The organism is Singulisphaera photorubra, assembly GCF_045290345.1.
GTDB lineage: Bacteria > Planctomycetota > Planctomycetia > Isosphaerales > Isosphaeraceae > Singulisphaera.
On record NZ_CP155447.1, the window covers coordinates 3,179,388 to 3,202,736 of the forward strand.

Genomic DNA, 23,349 nt, shown 5'->3' on the forward strand with positions numbered 1-23,349 from the left:
CTTTGGATGGCGTGTCGGCTGAATTAAAATATAGTTATTTATTGAATCAAATCATTGAATGAGCGACCCGAAGAGGATCGGGAGAAACCTCTCATCTAGAAAGATCATAGGTCTGAAAATTACGTGCGATCTAGGGGAATGCCTGGGTGCGGGCCAGGGATTGCCGGGTGCCGACGGTGCGGGTGGTGGGCTGGTTTTCCGGGGGGAGCGTCCTTGGCCCTGTGTTGAGAATGACGGTGGAACTGCTTCAAAGGGGAGCCGCGAAAGACGAGCGAGGGACTTTTGCGGCAGAGAGTGAGGCAAATGCTGGTGGTTCCCGATTGGGCGGCGGTTGCTCCTGGTGGCCGATCATCCCGGGTTGGGAGAGGTTGCCAAGGGGCAGGCGGTTGGACCGCAACCCTCACTGAGGATTCCCTGGTGCTCAGCCAGGTGGACTCGGGCGATGTGCCAGGCCATGACCCGTTCGATCAGCGCGCCTTGCGCCTCGAATCGCCTCAGTTGCACGGTCGTCCGTTCGGGGAAGGTGCTGATCCCTCGTTCGGACTTCGCCTTCAGCTCATCGAGCCGGCGATCCCACCCGTCAACCTCTTCACGGGCCACCGCCACCTGACGAAGCCGGGCCGCCACGACCATGACATCTTGGCGGATCTCCTCGGCAACGGCGAGCTCGCGCTCGATCCGATACGCCTGGAGCTGGCGGCAGAGTTCCTGAACCTCGCGATCGCTGGCTTGTGGGCGTTTGAACAAGCTGAGGAGCACTTTGCCCGCGGTCAGCTCATCCTGGCTCGAGAGTTCAAGAAGGGCATGAATCTGGCCGAGAACCCCGCGGATGAGCGGTGCGTTCTCTCGATCGAGCGATTGGCCGAGCCGTCGGAGTAGCGCCAGGTCGGCTCTGTGTTCCCAACCGAGTGTGACGGCCGCCGTGACATCGATGGGATCGGCGATGACGCTCTCCTCCACAACGGGCCAGATTCGCCAGCGCTCCCCGGTCGGACCGAGCTTGAGCTGATGCTGGAGCTCGGTGTTGAGTCGTTCGATTGCCAGGTCGAGCTCGATGTTGCTATTGAGAGTCGCGACGCGCTGACGGCGGAGGATCTCGAAATCGTCGCCGAGCTGCATTCCCTTTGCTTTCATCCGCTCGCCACTGGCGAGGGTTTCCTCGATCTCGACGAGGCTCTGCTTGAGGACGTCGAGCCGCCCCTCGGCTTCGGCCAGCTTGAAGAAGAGTTCGAGGGCCGCGCCGGCCGATCGGTTGCGTGCCTCGAGCGCGGCGTCGCGCAACATTCCTTCATGAACGAGCGTGGTTCGATTGACCTCGTCGCGCAGCGGACCCGTCCCCCTGGCCTGCTCGAGGCAACCGTTCGCCCGCTGATCGAGAAGATTGCCGACGCTCGACGATCGGGCCGCGAGGCACTGGCAGTCGCGGGCCGAGAGCGCGCGGTAGGTTGAAACGGCGCCCCGCTCCTGGCTCAGAGCGTTTTCGAGCGTCTCGAAGGAGGCGAGCTGAGAGAGATCGGGGCTGATCGTCCCTCGTTCCACGACCGGCGGAATCGTCAGGGCGGGCGCATCCCCAGGCAATGGGCCACAGCAACCGGACCGGTCACCCTGCAAATGAGCGCAGCCGGACGCGACCAGGAGGAGCAGCATCGCTCCATTTCGGACAATTCCTGATCGATTCAGCATCCGTGCGTCTCCTGCTCCGCCAGCGCAGAGTCTTGTTCCCTTTGATCGTCACGCGGAGACGATAAACTGAAACGGCTTTGCGGAGCTTGTGGATTGCAAGGCCTGGTGTGCAGGCGACATTGTTCCCTCGTGATCCACGGAAAGGTTGAAGCCGGGGAGCCTGGTTGGATAATGAGGCGAATGTCTGGAGAGCGGTTTACTCTCGGGTCGCATCAGGTTGGTGGCAGGAGTGCTGGGCATATGGATCTTCAACTTTCGGGCCAGGTCGCCGTGGTCGTTGGAGGAGCGCGCGGGATGGGGCGCGCCATCGCTGAGGCGTTCCTCGCCGAGGGTTGCTCGGCCGTCGTCTTGGATCGTGACCTCGAGGTCGAGCGCGTTGACTCGTCGGGAATCGGGGAGGGGCGACTCGCTCGAAGCGTGTCACTTGTTGTGGATGCGACCGACCTGGCCGCGATGCGCGGGGCTGAGGAGGAGATCCGGGGCCGATTTGGGCGCTGCGATCACGTTGTCTATGCGGCCGCGGTCGGTTCCGGAAAATTCGGGATGCCGTTCTGGGGACTCGAACCGGCCGATTGGGGGCAAGTCCTCCAGGTCAACCTGCTCGGGGCGGTCAATACCGCGCACGCGTTCGCCCCGAATATGGCGGCGGCCCGAGCGGGAACGCTCCTGTTTCTGGCGTCCGTGGCCGGCCAGATCGGGTCGCAGACCGACCCGCCTTATAGTGCCTCGAAGGCGGGGCTCATCAACTTTGCCCAGTGCGCGGCGAAGGACCTGGCACCGTCCGGAGTCCGGGTCAACACGCTCTGCCCCGGCATGGTCAAGACGGCCCTGAACAGGTCGGTCTACGAGGCCTGGGCCGCTCGGGTTCCCGCCGAAGAGCGTCTCTCATATGAGGCATGGTCGGCCGAAAAGATCCAACGGCTGGTGCCGTTGGGCCGCTGGCAAGACGCAGACGATATCGCCGCAATGACCGTCTTTCTCGCCTCGCCACGCGCCAAGAACGTCACGGGCCAGACGATCAACGTCGACGGCGGTTATGTGATGCATTGGTGAGCGAGGCCCCTTCCAACGCATCGTAGGCTCTGCCCATAATCATGGGCAGACCGCATGGTGCCGATCACGAAGTCCGCGTCGTGCCCTGGGCCAGAGGAGGACCGATCATGACTCGATGGCAGACCTGGATCGTGGTCGTCGGGGTCTTTGGGCTGAGCGAACCGGCGACCGCGTGCGGCCAGGCCGTGGGATTTTTTCCCAATGTCGGCCGTTTTCCCGACGGTGCGGTTCTCTCCGCAACCCCCATTGTCTCACACGATCGCCGCTATGTGCGACTGGGAGTCGTTCCGCAATTCACCGAGATCGAGGGCTTTTCCCTCTACCAAATCCCCGCGGCGGTGAGTGGTGGCGGGCTTGGCAACGGCAGCGGAATGGACGCCATCATGAGCGGTCCCGTTGGCTACGCCGGGATGAATGGCCCGACGCCGGGGCCCCCCGGTCACGAAACTCGATTTCCAACCCGCGATCGACGGGACCTTTCCGGTCGCGGGACTCTCCGATCCTCGAGCGATTTTGAGGATCAAGTGTGGCCTGAGCCGGCCGCCTCCAAGCCGATGCCGAGAGCCCAAGCTTCGAAAGCAAAACAGCGCGGTCGCAAACCCGCGCTCAAGCCGGCGAAATGGGGCCGTTCGTCACAACGGTGACGATCTTGGGATCGTGATTTGGGTCTGACGGCTCACGTCATTCTTGGGGTTACGAGAAGCGGATCATCCCCATTTCATCCGGTGGATCGATCCTTTCACACCGTGACCTTTTGATGTCTTTTGGGGTCCGATTCCACTTTACAGGAAAGGCTTTTGAGCCACCGTGACAGTTCGCTGCTGGAGCGGCTTGGCACCTGATTTCGTAAGTCGTTGATGCGCCTTGTCAGCGCTCCCACTTCGTAGGGGCTTCGAGCCGAATCGTTGAGGATTCGCCTCGCCTCAAAGGCGACGTTGCGCACTGAAGCCGCCAGAGTGGCCGGGTCGAAGGTTTCTTTTTGCTTCGTCGTCATCGTCGAATGAAACCCAATTCTCAAGAATTCTCCGTCCATCGCCCGCGCCTCCTTCGAGAACTCGTTTCTCGCGACGATCATTGTCGCTGGGAATCGTTCGTTCGCTGCGGGAACGGTACTGAATCGATACGTCCGGAATCGTTCTATGTCAAATCGAAGCGGTCCTCACCCTTGATTCGCCACAGGATCAGATATGTTTGGAGAAACCTGCAAAATTTTCCTGCTGTCTTCGCAACTGATTGCAAGATCTTGCGGAGGACTGGGAATCGTTCTATAATACTGTGCCCCGGTCTGGTTGTTGGCCCTCCGACTGTTGATTGAGGTTGGGCTGACCCCGATTGCGCGGCGTTTTGGTTGGCATCATGCCTCTCCGGTTCCAGTGGACACACCTTAGCTCGTTTCCCAACATCCCGCGACCCTCGAGATCTCCCTCGTCATGATACGCCTGATCGATGCGCAGAAGAATTTCGGCCGCCAGACCCTCTATGACGGCATCGATGCGTCAATCGTACGGGGCGAGCGAATCGGCCTGCTGGGGAAGAACGGTTCGGGCAAGTCGACATTTTTTAAAATCTTGATGGGCCTGGAGCATCTGGACGCGGGGAGCCTGAATCGGGACCGCAAAGGCTCGATCGGCTACCTGCCGCAGGAGATTCACCCGCTCAAGACGGGGAGCGTTTTCGAGAACATGCTGGCCCACCTGGGCCCCTGGACCGAAGCCGATCTCAAGCTCAAGGAAGTCATGAAGGGCCTGGAGGACGGAGATCCCAAGGCACTCGACTCGTATGATGACGCGATGGAGGCGTTTGACGTCGCCGGTGGCTACGAGATGGAAGCGCGGGCCAAGGCCATCTTGCTCGGCCTCGGATTCTCCGTCGCTCAACTCGACTCCCCCGTCAAGACGCTCTCCGGCGGGTGGGCGATGCGACTGGCGCTCGGCGGCCTGCTGGCCTTCCAGCATGACCTCCTCCTGCTCGACGAACCGACGAACCACCTGGATCTTCTCAGCGTGAAGTGGTTCGAGGACTTTCTCCAGTCCTACTCGGGCGCCATCTTGATCACCTGCCACGACCGTGACTTTCTCGACCGGGTGATCACGAAGACGTTTGAGCTCGATATGGGCAAGCTGCATGCGTATCCGGGCAACTACTCGGCGCATCTGCCCCAGAAGGAGCATCGGCTCGCGGTCCAGCAGGCGTCATTTGACGGCCAGCAAAAGAAGCTCCGCCAAATGCAGGACTTCGTCGATCGGAACCGCGCTAACGCTTCGACGGCCGCGCGAGCGCAGAGCCGAATGAAGGCGATCGAGAAGATGGATCGGATCGAGGCGCCTCAGACCGACACCTCGGCGATGCGAATCAAGCTGCCGGATCCCCCGCGGAGCGGCCAGGTCGTGGCCAAGCTGAGCAACCTTGGCTTCTCCTACGGCGAAAAGAAGGTTTACGACGGCCTCAATCTCGAAATCGACCGCGGGGATCGGGTTGTCCTGGTCGGACCCAACGGCGCCGGCAAGACGACCTTGATGAAGCTGTTTGTCGGACTGCTCGAACCGTCCCAGGGCGAACGGATTCTGGGAACCAACGTCTTCCCGACCTACTTCGCTCAGCACCGGGTCGAGGCGCTCGACCTCAAGGGAACCGTGCTGGCGAGCCTCCGCTCCGTCCATCCAGGGGCGAGCGAAGGTGCCTTGCGGCACATGCTCGGCGCCTTCCTCTTCAGCGGTGAGACCGTCGAGAAACCGGTCGGGGCGCTCTCCGGTGGAGAGAAGACCCGGCTCTGCCTGGCCCGGATCCTGACCGTTGCCCACAACTTCATCATGATGGACGAGCCGACTAACCACCTTGATATCGCCAGTCGCGACATCCTTGAAGAGGCGCTGCAAACCTATCAAGGGACCCTCTGCTTCATCTCCCACGATGAACACTTCATCCGGGCCGTCGCCAACAAGGTGATCGAGGTCGATCACGGCAGCCTCACGGTCTACCCGTGTGACTATGAAAACTATCTCTACGTGAAAAGCAAGAAGACGGATGTGGATAGTCCGTTCGCCTTGCTCACACGTGGCGTGAAGCCCAAAGCGACTGGCAAGCCCGAGGCCGGCAAGCGGCGTGATGCGTCGGTGGCCTGAGTCTCGGCTCTCGACGCTTGACTCACTTGTTTCAGAAATGAACAAGCCTTGACAACAGGCCCGAGACGGGCGGCTCCACCTCAGGGAGCCGCCCGTCTCGGGCCGTTTTTTTATGTCGTCTTGTTTGGGTAAGCGTTTGTGGTTCGTGGGCCTCCAAAGCCGGTTGACGAAGGCGGTGTCCAACGTTCCCCCTTCGGCCTTCCATGCTCACCGCCCCTGGTCTTTTGGGGAATGCTTAGACTCTCGGGAAGCGATTCGAGGCGGGGCCGAAAGCTTTCCCTTCAGGCAAGGCCATCGGAATGGAGCCTCTGACAGCAACGCACGAGACGCAGGATCAGTGTGCCAAGTTCGTGGTCCGCTCCCACCAGATTGACGAAGGCCCGAACCTGTATCCCCAACTCATAGATGTTCCGGACTTCGCTCTGGGGGGGCCAAGCTTGGACCTCGATGAAGACAGGCAGGGTCCTCAGCTCGATTCGGATCGATTGCTGCGCAAACTGACGTAGGCTCTTGGCACCCGAAGCTCGGTAAACCTCCCAGTCACTCGCTTTGTGACCACTGAGATTGAGGTCTTTCCGATCGCAACGCAGAAGAGTCTCGTAAGCTTTTCGCCCGAGCTCTTCGCAGCCGATCGGGCCGTCGATCGGCATGATCTCGACCTGATCCTGTTCGAAATCGAGGCTTGCGGAATTGAGATAGACCGGGGCCAAGATGATCCGTTTTAACTTGGGGAGAAAGTAGAGACGTCCGATCAACTCTTTGCCAAGTAGATCCCGGCGTTCCTTGATTTCAAGGTATTCCATCTCGGATTCCTATGCAGGCAAAGAAAACGACGATCCGCGACCGAGCGAAAGAACCGATGATTCTTGCGGTTACCGCAACGGGTTGTTTGCAGTAGCACGGCCGGCCCGGCCGTAATTCCCTCGGGGTCGGCGCGAGTCTGAGGACTGGCCCTGGGCCGAGGGGGACACGGCCGGGCCGGCCGTGCTACTGATTCGATCGGGCCGGAAATCCATCGAGCTTCTCGCCCCGTCATCGATCATTGAAAAAAGGGGGGCGAGATCCGCTCTCGTCCCGAGAGGGTAGCGGATGTGCTTTTGCCGAACAATCCACCGCTCCGATTACGACTTCATTGCCATGCAAGCTTACTGATTGCGCCGGTCGTTGATCGTGGTGGCGATGACCGCAACCAACCGTCTGGAGGGGGCGATTGAGGACTCCTAAGCCGTTGGTCTCGGTTTTCTTTGATTTTCTGATGGGTGACCGTGGGAATGCAAAGGCCGTTGGGTGCCACGGGTTGTACTCAACCCGTGAACGATTGCGCAGGTTTTAGGCTCACGGGTTGAGTACAACCCGTGGCACCCAGGACTTGCACATCATTCAATGTTATGGAAGACCATGTCCACCTGCTTAGCCGAGTCGTCGAGACCGAAGAACATTGTCTCTTAATTTTCTCAGTTTGAGACTTGCCCTGGCATGACAATCGTCGTAGTATCACCAGCGACCTTGGCACCAGGGAGACCTCAGATGTTAAAATCATTAACGATGGGCACGGCGCTGACGTTGGCGCTCGCGATGCTTCTCGCCGATCGGGGAGCGGCCCAGGTAGTGGCGGCCGATTCCGTGGTTGTTTACACGGCGCTCGACCGTGAGTTCTCGGAACCGATCCTCGACGCGTTTTCGAAGCGGGCTAGCGTTCGGGTCGTGCCCAAGTTTGATGTCGAGAGCACCAAGACGGTGGGCCTGACGAACCTGATTATGGCCGAGTCGGTGCGAACCCGGTGCGATCTGTTCTGGAACAACGAGATTCTCAATACGATCCGACTCAAAGATAAGGGATTGCTTACACCCTATCATCCCTCACGAGTTGGCGACCTGCCGGCGACCTTCCGCGCCAAGGACGGGACCTGGTACGGCTTCGCGGCCCGCGCCCGGATCATTCTGGTCAATACGAAACTCGTGGCCGAGGCTGCCCGTCCCAAAGGGATCAAGGACCTGCTCGATCCGAAATGGAAGGGAAAGATCGGCATCGCCAAGCCGCTCTTCGGCACGACGGCGACCCATGCCGCCTGTCTGTTCGCAAACCTGGGAGAGGAGAAGGCCAAGGCCTACTTCCGGGGCCTCAAAGCCAATGGAGTGCAAGTGCTCTCGGGAAACAAGCAAGTGGCCCAGGCTGTCGGCTCGGGGCAGATTGCTTTCGGGCTGACAGACACCGACGACGCGATCGGCGAGATCGACGCGGGCAATCCGGTGGCGATCGTCTATCCGGACCGCAGTCCCGACGGCCTCGGCACGCTGTTCATTCCCAACACACTCGCCATCATCAAGGGTGCCCCGCATCGCAAAGAGGCAGAGGCGCTGGCGGATTATCTGCTCAGCCCCGAGGTTGAGTCTGCGCTGGCGACCGGACCGAGCGCGCAGATCCCTCTCTTGAAGAGTACAACCGCGAAGGCTCGCGTCGAGACGCCCAAGACGGTCCACGCGATGGAGGTCGACTTCGAGGCCGCTGCGAAACTCTGGGACCGGGTTGCCGCCTTCCTCGCCGACGAGTTCGCCGGCTGAGAAGTGCTCTCATTACGGCGGATTACCATCGGGTCGCTCGCGGATCATGGCAATTCGATCGCGCGTTTGAGAAGGGCCGCGTTCTCGACGATGGCCCACTCCCCCCCAATGACTGGGAACAACTGCAGGGCGAGTGGGAACGTGCCCTTCTGGAGCGAGATGGGAGAGTGGTCTACAGCGGCAAGCACGCCACGACGGCCCGCGTGACCTTCAAGTCCGAGACCGTCACCTGTTTTGCGGTTGTCAGACTGACGAGGTTGGGCCTTTCTTGTTTCTGATCGCTCGGAAACGCTCTTCGATCGCCCAAAGGGCTCGCCGTAGCAATTGCAATGCCCATTCGGTCAGTGGGGCAAGCGGATCTCCATTGATTTCGGTGGAGCGCGGTGGCCGCGGAGGGACGTTCCCGCCAGAGCGAGCGTGGGAGAATCGATCTGCAACTCAAGTCGGCGACGTTAACAGCTTTTGTTAATCAGAAAACATTAAAGTTGTTTGAATCGCGATGTAAGCGGTCATCGGGGGCGTCGAGTCTCTCTTCCTCGGGTAGAGAAAAAATGATGAATACAAGAAATAGGAAAATAGTTGACATGCTGTTTCGAGGATCTACGCTCCTGGCCGCTATTGCGTTGATCGCGATGCCGGTCATGGCCCGCCAAAACGGTGCGAGAACCTGGAACTTCGAGAGCGACGAACCTGGCAGGGCTGCCAAGGATTTTCAGAGCGAAGTGGGGGTTTGGGAGGTGGTCAAGGATAGCGGGAACCGTGTCCTTCACCAGAAGGCGAAGAACGAGAATGCGATCTACAACGTGGCACTCGTCCGACCCACGAACTGCAAAGACGTCGACCTGAGCGTGCGGGTGAAGGCCGTGGCCGGCGAGATCGACCAGGGGGGCGGCCTGGTCTGGCGGGCCAAGGATAAGGCCAACTACTACATCTGCCGCTACAACCCCCTCGAGGACAATTACCGGCTTTACAAGGTGGTCGAAGGCAAGCGCACGCAACTCGCCGACGCCAAGGTCCCTGGCGACGATCGGTGGCATACCCTCCGAGCGACCATGATCGGGTCGAAGATCACTTGCGACCTCGACGGCAAGCCATTTCTCGAAGCCGACGACCCGACCTTCACGGCGGCCGGAATGGTGGGCCTGTGGTCCAAGGCGGATGCGCAATCGTATTTCGACGATCTGACGGTCCGTGAACAATGACCCGTGGGCCCGGGCTAACGTTCCCGCCAACCTTGCCAAGAAGTCTTCCGGAATGCGGCGACTCGAGTCGGGCCGACGCGGCTTCACCCTGATCGAACTGCTCGTAGTGATCGCGATCATCGCCGTCCTGATCGTCTTGCTTTTACCTGCGATCCAGGCGGCTCGACGCATTCAGTGCGTTAACAACCTCAAGCAAAGTGGGCTGGCGCTTACGAGCTACGAATCAAGCGTCTTGCCCTACAAAATCATGCTGTTGTGTTCATTTCTCTTCTATTTCAACTGGATCCGCGGGGATATCGGCTGCTGGGGGCGAAAAAGGCACATAAATATGAGTAATTTGACGACGTATCGAAATGACTTCGTCAGCAGGCCATTGTGGGCCCAGCCCGACCTCCCGACCTCTTTGCCGAAAAGGAGTCGGATTCGTGGCAATTTCGCTTTGAGAGAGATGTGCGAGCGGGCCAGGGATTTCAACGGCTGACGGGCGGCATGGGCCAGGGCTGGGCCATCCCATAGCGGCCGTAATAGAAGTTCAAGAGAGCGACGGCTTCGACGTCGAACGGGCGCGGACCGGTGACCGGGAACGAACAGCCGACGGTGGCGACAAGCCGCTTCCGGATGATGAAGCTGGTCCCGAAGGTCAGGTCGAGCACATCTGGGGTGCCGGCCGGATCGTTGGGCCGAAGCGCTCCGCGGTGGTTCAGCGGATCGTTCAGGTGAAGCTCGAATGTGGGGACCACGGCCGAGAGGAACGACGAAGGGTCGGCGCTCTCGTAGACGAAGTAGCCCAGGGCCAGGTCGTTGTACCACATCGTGACGTCGCGCGAGTCGGTCGGGACGTCGATCGCCGAGAAGCCCTGAAGGTAGAAGTCACCTCGGCGGAGGATATAGCCGAGGAACGGCTGGATCTGGGTGTTGCGGAAGCCGAAGGCCGAGGAGGAACCCGCGAATGAGGCCGGGCCGGTCGGCGCGGTCACGGCCAGCCCGCCGGAAAGCAGGCTCCCCACCGCGGGGTTGTCGTAAAGCAAGAACTTGGTGAAGAACGTGACGTCGCCGACGGACGTGCTGTTGTTGCGTAGCGACGGATCGGCGCTGTTGGTCCAGAGCGTATCGATTGGCAAGCGGACACCAACCGAGGCGTTCCCTCTCCAGAATGTCTTCTCGAGCCCAAGGAGCTGGCGATACACCTGCATGTCGCTGATCGGCGAGCCGAGCCGACGATTCACGTCGCCATTCATGTTGTTGAAGTAATTAAACGAGTAGAAGACTCGATCTTGAGGCATCGGACTTTGGTTGTCCGCGATCTTGAACCCGCGAGCCCAAGGAACGAGAGTCGCCCCCTGGGCCGTCCTCGCGAAGGGAGAGGGGGGCGTCGGCGGCTGGCCGGGCCGCATCGGTCTGCGCACGGCCATTCCCGTCAGCAGGGATGCGGGGGACTGGTCGCCGATCATGACCGGGAGTGCGCTAAAGCCATTCGAGGACGAACCGTCGTCCCCGGGAACCTCGATCGGAGTCGGCGCGGCGACGCTGTCGAAGGTCGCTTCAGGAGGCGCAAGGCCTAACGATCCCGCCGCGGGGGCTGGCATGGCCAGCGTCGAATTCAAGGGCGTCGTGGTCAGGATCCGGACGCTCGGTCCTTGCCCCGAGGCGGCGGCAATCGCCGGCGCGGGATTGGAGCCGAGAAGGAAAGGGACTGCCAGGTCTGGTTTCGTGGTGCTTGGAAATAAAGGAGTCGGATCCGATGCCGCCGCGACCAATGCGGATTCTGCAACGTCCGCCGGGGGTAAGAAGGCGGGCCGTGGTATCGGCGAGGGGGTGGTCACGGTCGGTTCTGACGAACTCCGCGCCCCGGACATGCCCCGAGGATCGGGACCTTTCAGGTCATCCGGCAGTTCGGGAAGCTTGGGCTCTCCAATTTCGGCCGATGCAGTGAGGGGAGCCGTTGAGGTTCGACTCACCACTGGGGAGGTCGCAACCGGGTTGAGCGCGGGGAACGCGGGGATTGCGACTTCGGTGTTGGCCCCTAACGGAGACAGACTTGGGGCCGGCGTTCGCTGTGGCCGCTGGATCGGAAATGCGGGCGTGGAAGGCCGTAAAGTAATCAGAGCGTCTTCGATATTCGGATACGGGGATTCGATCGTGGGTTTGGCCAGTTCGTCCGTGGGGATCATGGGGATGGCGAAGTTTGATGCGGAACTCTCGGTCGGAATCTCGGGAATCGATGGGCCAGGGGAGTTCGGCGTCGAGAGGATCTGGGCCTGCCTGACACCTGGATCGCCAAGAGCTGCTTCCGGGAGCGAAATCGCGGTCTTCGGCACGGCAACGGCGGCGATTGTGGTCCCGGCGGGCGTGGGCTTGGTCGACTCCGCAAGACGCACTGTCGGGCGGCAGTGCGGGCAATCGGGCACGGTCATTCGCTTGGCGTAGTGCGTTGAGTGGGCTGATCGAGCGTCGACCGAGGCTCCCTGGGGGGCGTCGGCTCGGGTGGGCGTGGGCGTGGTCGCCAGCAAAGCCCACGCACCAACGAGAACCAGGGAGTGGATCGAGTTCATGACCGCTCCGCGGGGATCAGGGCTTCCGGGATTAACTGTCGAGAGTGTCATCGCGATCGGCCGCCGTCTTGTAGATCCATGTTCCTGAGACCCATGCGTTCGACTCCGCCAGAAGGAGCGAGGGTCACGACGTCAGCCTCAGGATCGAGATGACGTCGTTTTTCGCTTGGCCTTGGCCACTGCCGACAAGGTAATGGCCAGCCAGGTTGGCGATTCCCCGGCCGGGCTGTCCGCTCACTCGGAACTGGACGGGGCCGCTGGATCGCAGCGGGGTGGCGAGGGTGAGGGTGACGCTCGTTGTGGAGGCGTTGTAGCTCGCGGAGCGGACCGGCACGGCGATCGCGTCGTTGGCGCTGAAGCTGTGGTCTCGTCCTGGAAGTCGCAACCGATAGTTGCCGATATCCTCAGCCCGGGAACGATCGACGGGTTCGCTGAACTTCACAACGAGCGAGGTCAGCTCCGACCCATTGAGGTTCTTGGTGATCCCCGTAATCGAAGGCCCCGTTGCGTGAGCCTGACGGCGGCCGGTGCCGGCGGAGCGTGCGACCGGAATCGGCTTCGTGGCCACTTCCGCCTGGGTGTTTCCCCTGACGGTATTGTCTGCGGGGCCGGATCCACCAATCGTGTTTCCGGTCGTTCCTCCCAGGAAAAGGCCCACGGTGTTCCCCAGACGCGGCACGCCTTGAATGTCAGTGCCGATCAGGTTCCCCTGCACGACGTTTCCCGTGGCCGTCCGGCCGGCGAGTTGGACCCCGACCAGTGGGTTGCCCGAGATGACGTTGCGGGCGCCCTGGGACGTGCCGCCGATCGTGTTTCCGCGGGCGTTGTTGAGGAAGACGCCGCCGTGAGCGTTCCCGATCGGATGCGTTCCCGTCGCGTCGGTGCCGATGAGGTTCCCTTGGACCTGGTTCGCATTCGCCCCTCGCGAATGGAGCTGGATGCCGACCCCGCCGTTCCCCGAGATCAAGTTGCCTGCGTTCGCCGCGGTGCCGCCGATCGTATTGCCGGGCGCTCCGCTGTTGAAGATGCCGTCGAACGCGTTGCCGATCGCGCGGGTCCCGGTCCGGTCGGTACCGATTTCGTTGCCTTGGATGACGTTGTCGGCGGCTCCCGAGCCGAGGATCCGGAGGCCCGTGAGGCGGTTGCCCGAAATCAGGTTTCCTCGTCCCTGCTCGACTCCGCCGATCCTGTTTTCGGGCGCGTTGTCGAGGACAATGCCGTCGAGTTGATTGCCAAGCGGATCGTCCCCATCGACGTCTGTGCCTATGTGGTTCCCTTGAACGAGGTTATGCTTCGTCGACGTACCCGAGAGGATGATTCCCGACCCGAAGTTGCCCGAGACGAGGTTTCCCGCCGTCGACTCTGGTCCCCCGATCGTGTTGTTGGACGACTGGTGGATCAAGATCCCGGCGAGGCCATTCCCCTTGGCGGACTCACCGTCGACGCTCGTTCCGATCGCGTTGCTTTCGACGTGATTTCCGCCGCCTCCTTCGAGCAGAATCCCCGAGCCGGTGAACCCGTTGATCGCCAGCCCACGGACGGTGCTTCCTCCCGCGGTGATGGTCAGACCATTCGCCCGGGCCCCCGCGTCAGTGCCTGTGAGCTCGATCCGCGGAGCCTTCTGGCGGCCTTGCGGAGAAGTGCCATCGATGGTCACCGGATCGGTGATCGTCGGCAGGGCGGATGTCGGACGAATCGAGCGCGGGCCTTCCCCTGAGACGTCGAACCGGATCGTGTCCGGGCCGGGGTTGGCGTTGGCATTCAGAATGGCCTGGCGGAGCGACCCGGGGCCACTGTCCTCGGTGGTCGTGACAATCGTTGATCGAGGGATGGAAACGACGGGAGCGGGCTGGCTCGGCGCCCCATTGTCGTCCGGAATTGATCCGGCTGGCTTCGGGGTGCCCGGCGTAGGCGTACTGGGAGTGGGCGTAGGCGTACTCGGGGCGGGCGTAGGCGTGCTCGGAGTGGGCGTAGGCGTACTCGGAGCGGGCGTAGGCGTGCTCGGTTCGTCGGTCGAATGACTTGGCGCGGCGAGAGTCAGCGTGGTGCGGCGGTTGGATCCGAGCGATCCGCCGCCGGTCGGGTTGCTCAAGACGAGGTCGACCGTTTGATCACTCTTGCGCTGGGGGTTGGCGAGGATCGGTACGGTGATCGTCTGGCTCGTCTGATCGGCGGCGAAAGTGAGCGTCCCCGAAACGGGCGTGTAGTCGGTGCCTGCGACGGCCGAGCCCCCTTGGGTGGAATAGTTGATTCCGACTGCGCTGGCGGTTCCCCCGGTCCGGGTCACCGTGATGGAGGCGGTGCCGGCCTCAGCCTCCGCGCGGTTGGTGGGGGCCTTGAAATCAAGTGTTCCCGCCTTGATAGGATTGGTGATCGTCCCGATCCCTTGACCGTCGCGCACGACGGCATTCTTGGGCGACTTCAAGTCAACGGAGAAGGACTCGACCGATTCGACGGCAGTCCCGTGGTTGATCGGGACTGTGATCGACTTGGAAGTCTCACCGGGCGCGAAGGTCAAGGTGCCGCGGGTCGCCTGATAGTCGGAACCGGCCTTGGCAGTGCCGTCTGACGTGTCGTACTGGACCGAGACGATTTGATCGTGGTTCGGCGGGTCGAGCGTGATTTTGAAAACGGCGTTGGTCGTTCCCGCCTCTCCCTCGACCACGCTGACATCGCCGATCGACAGCCAAGGGGTGGGGAGGATGGTCCCCATGCCCACTTTGAGGCTCGGGTGGAGCGTCTCGTTCACCGGGTTCGTCAGGTTCACGGTGAACGCGTCGTGAGGCCCGCGGGCCAGTCCGCCAATGATCGGGACGGCGATCTTCTTGGCGGTCTCGCCGGGTGCGAAGGTCAAGGTACCGCGGACAGCCTGGTAGTCCTGGCCCGCCTTGGCAGTGGCATCCTGGGTGGCGAAGTCGACTTTCACCGACTCATTCTGGTTCGGCCGGTCGAGCGAGACGGTGAAGACGGCGTCCGCCGTTCCCGAGGGGGGCTCGATCAATGTCACGTTACTGATCGTGACGGACAGGAGCTGACGCGACTCGCACCCTTCCCAGTGCCTGGCAGGTTGGCGCTGGCGGAGCGGGCGCTCGCCCAGAGTGGGGAGGGATCGCTGATTCATCCACCGTCGCCACGAACTGGAAGTCATCGTTCACCTTTTCGAAGACGCCGGACTCACCTGAGCCTGGTGAGAAGCACGATCGTCCGTGGCTGAGCCTCATGCCGACCCAGAAAAATTCACCCCGTGTGTGAAAATGAGTTAATAAAACATGCTGAAAATGCCGACAATGGCAGTTCTTTCAATTCGAGGGATCGGCGCGTTCGAATCCTCGGATAAGTTGAACGAATTATTGCAAAATATTGGGATTTTCAGATTTGCGTGAAAGCGCAATGCGGAATGATCCTTCAGCCCGGGGCAAAGGATCATCGTGTTGAGGCGAGTTTTGTGAGCAGCCTTGAAGGGGCAACCATTGAATCGCGCGCAAACCCGGGGCGGGGATGCGAAATCCCCTTCTTTGCAGGCGGAGCACCGGCCGAGGGCATTGGGACGCCAGGGTTTATGACCCCTGGTATGTCTATTACTGCAACGATCTGCGACTGGGCGAATCAGTCCATGCGAAGCCCCAAAATCCAGGGAGCCACGTTCGGTGTCGTCTCTTGGTCGTTGGTCTTCGCTCGCTTTTTAAAGGCGAGCGAAATTCAGGGAACCGTTGGCCTACTCAGAAACCGAGCCTGCCAAAGAAGCCGCCCCGGCGTGGCGGAGGAGGGGCCTGGGCCTGCATCCGCAAGGCTTGTCCGTTCTCGAGCAGATTGTCGACGTTCGGTTCGCTTGAAGGCACCATGTCATAAACAAATTCACGTTCGTCGCGGAACGTGTAGGGGATCAAGTTCTCGGTGAAGAATTCCGTCAGATAGTTATCCCACCAGGGAGACTTGATTGGCTGGATCACCGTCTGGGTTTCGTGACCGTCAAGCATGAGCTTGAACTTACGATCGCCGTAGTAGGTGAAGCTGCGTGAGGCCGGGGTTGCCCCGATTTCCTCGTCATTCGCGACGAGGAGGGCGCCCGGGGGGTTGGTCCTGACCGTGTAACGTCGCTCAACGCAGCCACTGAGACTGCCAAGGCCCGTAAGCAACAGAACGAGGGGCAGCAAACGCCCTGGGTTGCGGAGGTCGACCATCCTTTGGCTCTCCTGTACCGGCGGGGTCGCGGTCCGAGCGGGCGCGCCGGTCGATCGAAATCAACTGACATGTCCCCGTTGGTCCTTGACCGACGCGGTTCGCCAAATTCGAGAATTCCCAGGGAGCGTGCGGGTCGAAATGAAACGAACGACCCGACTTCATTGCGCAAGACTTGAGTGGCGGCGGATTGTAGCGACTCGTCCCAGACCCGGCAAGGCGGCTTGGCGCGGTTCCGAGCCAGTGCGAGAATGGGGCCGCTTGGCCCGACGTTGGTCCTCATTCTTCTTCGCTGACAGGCTTATTACCCCGACGAGTTGCGACCTCCATGAACGTCCAGTTGATCAGTCGGCCACTCAACACCATCGAGACCCCTTGGCTTGCGCTCGGGATCTTCGAAGACGACTCCGAACCTCCGATCGCGGTCCGGGACCTCGCGCTGGGCGAGTGGATCGGCCGCCTCCTCGCCGCGAAGGATCTGCCGGGTGCTCTCGGTGACTTGACCCCGTTGCTCGGTCCTCATACGCCGGCGACCGACGGCGTCCTGGTCTTCGGCCTGGGACCGAAAAAGCGGTTCGATGCCGGCGCCGCCTTCGCTGCGGGGGTGGCCGTCGGTAAGCGGCTGGCCGGCAAGGCCAGGGAAACCCTGGCGGTGGTTTTGCCCGAGTCCGAACGGTCCGACGTCATTGCGTCGGCCCTGGTCGAAGGCCTGATTGTCGGCACCCAGGGACCGGGCTTGCGAAAGTCCGAACCGAGCCGGCACCCCTTCGGCCGTTTGCAGTTGATCTCGCCAGCGAACCCGGACGGGGCGGAGGGCCCCGACCTGGCCGCGGCGGTCAAGCGCGGAGAGATCGTCGGTCAGGCGGTCAACCTGGCGCGTGAGCTGACGAATACCCCTCCCTCCGAGAAGCCACCAGCCAAGTTGGCCGCCCGTGCCGCTGAGGTGGCCGCGACCGTCGGGCTCGGTGTTACGGTCTGGGATGAACCCAAGATTCTTGAGGAACGGTTCGGGGGGCTATTGGGCGTTGCGGCCGGCTCGGAGGAGCCGCCTGCGTTCGTCATGCTCGACTATCGCCAAGGGGGAGATCGTCCCACCCTGGCCTTGATCGGGAAGGGAGTCACGTTCGACTCCGGCGGTCTCTCCCTCAAGCCGAGCGCTTCGATGGAGGACATGAAGAGCGACATGACGGGCGCGGCGGTCGTGCTGGCGACGATGACGGCCGTGGCCCAACTCAAGCTGCCCGTGAATCTCGTGGGCTACATGGTCATGACCGAGAACATGACCGGCGGGAAAGCGATGAAGCTGGGGGACGTGCTCTCGATTCGCAACGGGAAGACCGTTGAGGTGCTCAACACCGACGCGGAGGGACGGCTGATTCTGGCCGACGCCCTGAGCTACGCCGTCGAGCAGAAGCCCGATCGCGTGCTCAACCTCGCCACCCTCACCGGCGCCTGCTTGGTTGCGCTGGGGACCAAGATCGCCGGCCTGTTCAGTAACGACGATCAATTCGCCCAGGAGGTGCTGGACGCAGGCCGCCAGACGGGCGAGCGAACCTGGCGGTTGCCGCTCGACGACGACTTCAGGGATGCGATCAAGAGCCAGGTCGCCGACCTGAAAAACGTGGGAGGAAAGTGGGGCGGTGCTTGCACCGCAGCCAAGTTCCTCGAACAGTTCGTCGGTCAGACCCCGTGGGTCCACCTCGATATCGCCGGGCCGAGCTGGGCTGACTCCGACTCGGCCACTCGTGACGCCGGCGGGACCGGTTGCTTCGTACGGACCCTGGTGGCGCTGGTGGAAGCGTCACTGCGCAAGCAGTGATCGTTCACTGAGGCTGGTCTGATCTTTTGCGAAGAAGGATCAACAAGCAAGGAGGGTGGGGTGCTAACCGGCATGCGCGAGTCGCGAGGCCAGGAGGCATTCAATCCTCCGGCTGTTGATGTCGAGCGCCTCGAGGATTTCGAGTACCTCTTCCATGGCCAGATCGTTATCGATCGCCCAGTTGAGGATGTCGAGGTTCTCTCGGCCGGACTTCAACTGGTCGAGGATTTCATCGATCAGCAATGAGTCTTGGAAGGCCTGTTGCAAAAGTCCGAAGTCGTTGTGGTCGAGCTCAATCCAGAAGGTCCGCCCCTGAAGATGCTCGAGCCAACGGTCCCGGAGGAAACCGTTCCAGTGTTCGCGGACCCAACAGCGGATGGCCCACTCACCGAGGTCTCGCCCCGCCTTCTCGCTCTCGATCCACTTGTGACGTTGGGCTTCCACCTCGCCACAATCGTGAACGCTCAAGCGAACACTCGGCCGGACGGCGTGAATGACGGACAAACTACATTGACTCATTGAGACCTCCGGATGGATCTCTTGTCGGATCTCAGTTCAATGAATTTGGATCAACGCACTAGTCGGCTTTCACTCGGTCGATCCTTAAGAGGAAAACTCCGTTGCTTACGATTCCCTCAAGGGTCGCGAAGTTAGTTATTTATTCCTAGAGACGAACTCATTGAATCGTTTCCGCTTCTGTAAAGTCTCGTGATCTTATCCGAAGGGCTGATAGCTCGCAAGACGATTCGCTCAAATGAACCCGCGTTTCGACATCGTCGGGCTCCAGACCCATCTCGGCTCAGTCAAGCGATTTACGCTCACGAGGAAGATCCGTTGCCTGGAATCGGGCTCCCCCTCTCATAAATTCTACGTCTCCCAAAACCCCGTGGGACGCAAAACCCCAAAAATCGAGAAATCCGAGACCGCCCCCATGCTTTTTGGGTTCGTTGACTCTCGTCTGGGGAGATATCGGCCGAAAGGAGGGGGACGAGTGAGTTGAGGACCGGCTTCTTTTTAAACCGAGTTTCGACCATGGGAGGGATCGCCAAAAATTGATGCGTTTGTGGATCCCCGCACGCCGTTCCCCAGAGGCTGGGGTGGCCTTTGGGAACGGTCTCCAGTCACGTCACCGGTTCAAACGGGAACGAGTATTTCTTTCGCAATTCCAGTGCCGTGATGACAGGGTTGGCTTCCGGAATTTTGACTTCACGTCGAGTCGGCGCACTCGGTCGGATGCGAAGGGGAGGGGGGGCTCGCTCTCACGATCCGGTGGTTGGGAACCAGGCGAGTGAGCGGCCGATCAGGACGGCGACGCCTGAGCGGCCAATGGCGACGGGGCCGAGGGGTTGATCCGCCACGGCACGCCAGATCACACGACCTGAGAGGTCGGTGCAGATCAGGTGAACCCCCTGGCGGGAGACGCGCCAGGCCTGGCCCTGAGGGCCGGCGCCGAAGACATCATGAGGGGCGTCCGATGCGCGGCTCTGGCCGCGGAGATGGCCCGCGCCATCGAATGCCATGGTACGACCGTCGGGGGCTGCGACCATGGCGATCGAACCCAGCCGATGGAGTTGCCACCCTTCCCAGGGGATCGGCGACTGCCACTGAATCTTTCCCTTGCGGTCGTGACCGCGGAGGACCTGGGCGCGGCGGGCCAGCGTCAGCCAGACCACCTGAGCTGGGGACCCCTCGGGGGCCTCGATCAGAAAGAGGGGCTCGGCCGGGTTGCCCGGGTCGCCTCCGACGGGTTCACCGGCCGGGTCGAAGACTTGCAGGCGGCCGTCGGTCGTGGTGACTGCCGTGAACCCGTCGGGGCTGATCGCGAAATCTTCCACCGAGGAGGTCAATTCTCGCTTCCAGATCCAGCGTCCCGCGAGGGTGGCGCGGCCGATCCGATCCCGCTCTTGCACCACGCCCAAGCCATAGGAATCGGGGTTGATCGCCAGGTGAGTGATTTCCACCAGGCTCAGGTCGAGGCGCTGAACGTTGCTTCGACGCGCATCGTAGAGCATCACATGTCGATCGGTTGCCGCCGCGATCCAGCCGGGCGCGGTCCGCAGGATCCGTCCGATGCCGAGGAGTTCGGGCGATTGCCCCAGGTTTTCTCCCTGGGTCGAGAAGATTTGCAGCCGGTTGGAGTTGGTCATGAGCCCGATCCGGGCCGGATCGTCGATCACGGTCAACACGGCGGCCTCGGCCTGTTCGTCGGACGAGGCCACGGGGATCGACCAGGCCGGCTCGCGCATTGGGGACGCACCAGCGCGGGGCATCGAGGCGAGCTCCACGGGGGGCCGAGCCGTCGCTCGCGTCGAGCCGTAGAGGTCGAGCCGGACGATTTCGCCCGTGGCGTGGCCATGAATCAGGTAACGGCCCAGGGGGTCGGCCTCCAGGGCGATCGCGGGGCGAGACAGCGTTGTCTTCCAGCGCACGCCTCCCGAGGAGCTCAGGACGGCCAGTTCTCCTTCCAGGGTCGAGACCGCGATCATCCGACCCGCGAAGTCGGGGACGGCGTGCGCGGCGGTGCCTCCCAGGTGGTAGGCCCCTTCGTTGCCCCCGCGCATATCGAAGCGCTGGATCCCGTAGGTATAGCAGCTCGCCAGGATCATCCCGCCGTCGCCCGTGGTGGTCAGCCGGCCGACGTTCGACATCAGCGACTCTTCCCAGGCGACTTCCGCGGCGAGCTTCCCGGCCGTGGTGCCGGGTTCGAGCTCGATTCCCACCAGCATCCCATAAGTTGCCGCTCCGAGCAGGAAGGGGCGATCCGGAACGAACACGAGATGGGCCATCGCATGGCGGGTGTCGAGCCGCCCCGCCTGCTTTCCGTGTCGATTGTAGAACTGGATCATGTTGATCCGTGAACCGACCGCGAGATAGCGTCCGTGCGGGTCGATGGCCAGATTCGTCGCATCGGGAGGCGCCGGGCGATCGGCAATCAGGTCGAGATCGGCCCCGAGAAACCAGAGCCGCGACCCTTCCCCGAGCAGAGCGATGAAGCCGCCGGTGTCACTGATGGCACCGGTGACGACTCGATCCGGCGCCCGCGAGACGGAGCGGTGATTGCCGAGCAGGTCGAGCAAATAGAGTTGCCCCCGCTCGTCCCAGGCGAGGATGGTCCCGGCCTCGCGGGCCAGGGCCATCCCCTTGAGCGGGGCATCGGTATGAACCGTCCAGGCCGGAACGGGATCGATCCGAGTCTGCTGCCGACCGGAAATTTCGGGCATCGTCGATCCCGTAGATGAGCGATTCTCGTCCCTACGACGGTTTGGCCTAACGAGCGGCGTTCAACCGTCGTTTGGCCAGCTCCATGGCTTTGCCGAGTGCGGTGTCGTGGAGCGGGTCCCCTGGGATTTCTTCGAGCTGGGGAGCGTTGGTTCGGGAATCGATGGAATCGGCAGCCGGCTTCGCGGCGACGTGCACCTCGATGTCGGGGGACACGCCTTGCTCGCTGTACGGCTGGTCCTTGGGCGAGTAGAACTTCGCGGTGGTGAGCTTCAAGCCGGCCGGTGCGGTCCGCAGGGCGAAGATGCTCTGCACCGAACCCTTGCCGTAGCTCCGCTCGCCGACGATCACCGCCCGGTTGTGATCCTTCAAGGCACCGGCGAGGATCTCGCTGGCACTGGCACTGTCATGGTCGATCAAGACCGTCAAGGGCATGGTCCAGAGCGCCTTGGCGCTGGCCTTGTAGACCTGGCTCTGCCCGGGGGCACGCCCTCTGGTGGAGACGATGACCCCGCGATCGATGAATCGCTCGGCCATCTCGACCGCCACGTTCAGGAGTCCGCCGGGGTTGCCTCGGAGGTCGATCACGAGCGATCGCATTCCTTGGCGCCGAAGTGCCGTGATCGCTCGATCGAGTTCCTCGGTGGAGTTCTTCTGGAACCCGACCAGTTGGAGGTAGCCGATCCCAGTCGCCTGGTCGACGATCTTGGACTGCGCGACACTCTCGACCTCGACATGCCGTCGGACGATCCGGAATGCCCTGGTCGACCCGTCGGCCCGCAAGATCTGGAGATCGACAGGCGTCCCTTCCGTGCCTTGAAGCTGTCCGGCCGCTTCATCGAGACTGAGACCACGCACGGCCTTCTCGCCAACGCGAGTGATCTGGTCGCCCACCTTCAGCCCCGCTTCGGAGGCGGGACCGCCTCGGATCACGCCGACGAGTCGAAGACCCTCGGTATCGAGCTTCAACTCGATGCCGAGGCCGACGAAATTCCCGTCGATCATCGCATAAAGATCGTCGAGCTTATCGGGGGTGAGGTAGCTGGTATAGTCGTCCAGCGAGTCACAAGCCCCGTAGGTGAACTCGAGGATCACCGAAGAGGCGGCGAGATGAAGCGCCTTGGCCGCCAGCTCGCAAGCGGCGAGGACTTCGGTCTGGGCCGACATCCGGTCTGGGGTCAAGATCCGAGCGCGTCGGGCGCTGAGCGCCTCACGGAGCCAGTTGACGCGATCAGTCTGGACGGAGCCGGCGTTGGTCCGGAGGAACTCGGGATCGCGGAGAGCTACTTCGAGGTTATCGAAACCGCGGCGAACCATGGGCTCGAACGGGACGGGATCGACATAATGGGTTTCGATCCGTTCGAGCAGCTCGTCGTAAAGCGCCAGCGACTTTTCCTGAGGGAGTCGCAGCAGGACGTTGCGGAAGCTCTGGTCCTGGTAGCGTCGCACCAGCTTGTAGTGCGTTTCGCAGAGGCGGCGGCGATGAACGAAGTCGCGATCGGCGGGCCAGATCTCGAGGGCATCGGAATAGGCGTGAATTGCAGCTTGCCAGTTCTTCTGACGCTCGAATTCGAGGGCGCGCTGGAGAGCCGCTTTCGGGTCGTGTTGCGAGTCCGACGCCGTGGCGTCCGCGGAAACTTGAGGCTGGGGCTGGGGCGACTCCAAAGGAGGGGCCGACCACGCGACCGGCGGGCTTATCCAGGCAATCGCTGCCAGGAAAAACCAGGCCGCTCGGCATGAAACCATGGGTCGCATCGCCGACGATCCTCCGACTCCGGAGCGTGTCCGAGGGGACCGTCAGGCGAGGTCGGAGGGCTCTCGAGCCGAAGACGAGGGGGGGCCGCGCGTTACGACTGAAGGCACAGCCGCCGCAAGGATTCGTCAGGGTGATCGATCGCCGAACCGTACCGGGGCCTCATGATCCGTCCGCACACCGCTCCATGGTTGCCATTCGATGG

Annotated in this window: 14 protein-coding genes and 1 pseudogene; 7 read left to right on the forward strand and 8 right to left on the reverse strand. The window is 62.0% G+C overall.

Translation table 11 applies throughout. From position 1 onward, the window contains the following. Positions 1–348: 348 nt before the first annotated feature. Positions 349–1,683: a hypothetical protein gene (locus V5E97_RS12235; protein WP_406699602.1), complete on the reverse strand. Its 1,335-nt coding sequence runs from the start codon at positions 1,681–1,683 to the stop codon at positions 349–351. Between the two features lie 240 nt (positions 1,684–1,923). Here V5E97_RS12235 and V5E97_RS12240 point away from each other — a divergent pair, with 240 nt between their 5' ends. The 3 genes from V5E97_RS12240 (at position 1,924) to V5E97_RS12250 (ending at position 5,858) form a co-directional block, all read left to right on the forward strand. Next, on the forward strand, positions 1,924–2,736 hold the full coding sequence (locus V5E97_RS12240; protein ID WP_406699603.1) for an SDR family NAD(P)-dependent oxidoreductase: 813 nt from the start codon (positions 1,924–1,926) through the stop codon (positions 2,734–2,736). A 107-nt stretch (positions 2,737–2,843) separates the two neighbouring features. Continuing rightward, positions 2,844–3,380 (forward strand): hypothetical protein, encoded by a 537-nt coding sequence (locus V5E97_RS12245; protein WP_406699604.1) that lies wholly within the window; start codon positions 2,844–2,846, stop codon positions 3,378–3,380. A 786-nt stretch (positions 3,381–4,166) separates the two neighbouring features. Then, positions 4,167–5,858: an ABC-F family ATP-binding cassette domain-containing protein gene (locus V5E97_RS12250; protein ID WP_406699605.1), complete on the forward strand. Its 1,692-nt coding sequence runs from the start codon at positions 4,167–4,169 to the stop codon at positions 5,856–5,858. A 281-nt stretch (positions 5,859–6,139) separates the two neighbouring features. On the opposite strand, the gene V5E97_RS12255 is transcribed toward V5E97_RS12250, so the two are convergent. Further along, complete coding sequence (locus V5E97_RS12255; RefSeq protein ID WP_406699606.1) at positions 6,140–6,661, reverse strand: hypothetical protein; 522 nt, start codon at positions 6,659–6,661, stop codon at positions 6,140–6,142. Positions 6,662–7,385: 724 nt separating this feature from the next. On the opposite strand from V5E97_RS12255, the gene V5E97_RS12260 reads away from it, so the two are divergent. The 3 genes and pseudogenes from V5E97_RS12260 to V5E97_RS12270 form a co-directional block, all read left to right on the forward strand. After that, positions 7,386–8,420 (forward strand): extracellular solute-binding protein, encoded by a 1,035-nt coding sequence (locus V5E97_RS12260; RefSeq protein ID WP_406699607.1) that lies wholly within the window; start codon positions 7,386–7,388, stop codon positions 8,418–8,420. 584 nt (positions 8,421–9,004) lie between these two features. Then, positions 9,005–9,622, forward strand: a complete 618-nt coding sequence (locus tag V5E97_RS12265) for a hypothetical protein (RefSeq protein ID WP_406699608.1) — start codon at positions 9,005–9,007, stop codon at positions 9,620–9,622. 52 nt (positions 9,623–9,674) lie between these two features. Then, a pseudogene (locus tag V5E97_RS12270) lies at positions 9,675–9,851 on the forward strand (type II secretion system protein); the annotation flags it as partial. Between the two features lie 241 nt (positions 9,852–10,092). Here the strand turns inward: V5E97_RS12270 and V5E97_RS12275 are convergent. From V5E97_RS12275 to V5E97_RS12285, 3 genes are all read right to left on the reverse strand, one after another. Continuing rightward, the gene (locus V5E97_RS12275) at positions 10,093–12,174 is read right to left on the reverse strand and encodes a hypothetical protein (RefSeq protein WP_406699609.1); all 2,082 of its coding nucleotides are present in this window, start codon (positions 12,172–12,174) and stop codon (positions 10,093–10,095) included. Between the two features lie 124 nt (positions 12,175–12,298). Then, on the reverse strand, positions 12,299–15,295 hold the full coding sequence (locus V5E97_RS12280) for a Calx-beta domain-containing protein (protein ID WP_406699610.1): 2,997 nt from the start codon (positions 15,293–15,295) through the stop codon (positions 12,299–12,301). 598 nt (positions 15,296–15,893) lie between these two features. Next, on the reverse strand, positions 15,894–16,355 hold the full coding sequence (locus V5E97_RS12285) for a peptidase associated/transthyretin-like domain-containing protein (RefSeq protein ID WP_406699611.1): 462 nt from the start codon (positions 16,353–16,355) through the stop codon (positions 15,894–15,896). A gap of 326 nt (positions 16,356–16,681) precedes the next feature. Here V5E97_RS12285 and V5E97_RS12290 point away from each other — a divergent pair, with 326 nt between their 5' ends. Continuing rightward, positions 16,682–18,172, forward strand: coding sequence for a leucyl aminopeptidase (locus tag V5E97_RS12290; protein WP_406699612.1), 1,491 nt, complete (start codon positions 16,682–16,684; stop codon positions 18,170–18,172). Positions 18,173–18,235: 63 nt separating this feature from the next. On the opposite strand, the gene V5E97_RS12295 is transcribed toward V5E97_RS12290, so the two are convergent. The 3 genes from V5E97_RS12295 to V5E97_RS12305 all read right to left on the reverse strand — a co-directional run bounded on the left by V5E97_RS12295 (position 18,236) and on the right by V5E97_RS12305 (position 23,146). Beyond that, positions 18,236–18,691: a hypothetical protein gene (locus tag V5E97_RS12295; RefSeq protein WP_406699613.1), complete on the reverse strand. Its 456-nt coding sequence runs from the start codon at positions 18,689–18,691 to the stop codon at positions 18,236–18,238. 740 nt (positions 18,692–19,431) lie between these two features. Further along, positions 19,432–21,393, reverse strand: coding sequence for a WD40 repeat domain-containing protein (locus V5E97_RS12300; protein ID WP_406699614.1), 1,962 nt, complete (start codon positions 21,391–21,393; stop codon positions 19,432–19,434). 46 nt (positions 21,394–21,439) lie between these two features. Continuing rightward, complete coding sequence (locus V5E97_RS12305; RefSeq protein WP_406699615.1) at positions 21,440–23,146, reverse strand: S41 family peptidase; 1,707 nt, start codon at positions 23,144–23,146, stop codon at positions 21,440–21,442. Positions 23,147–23,349: the final 203 nt, after the last annotated feature.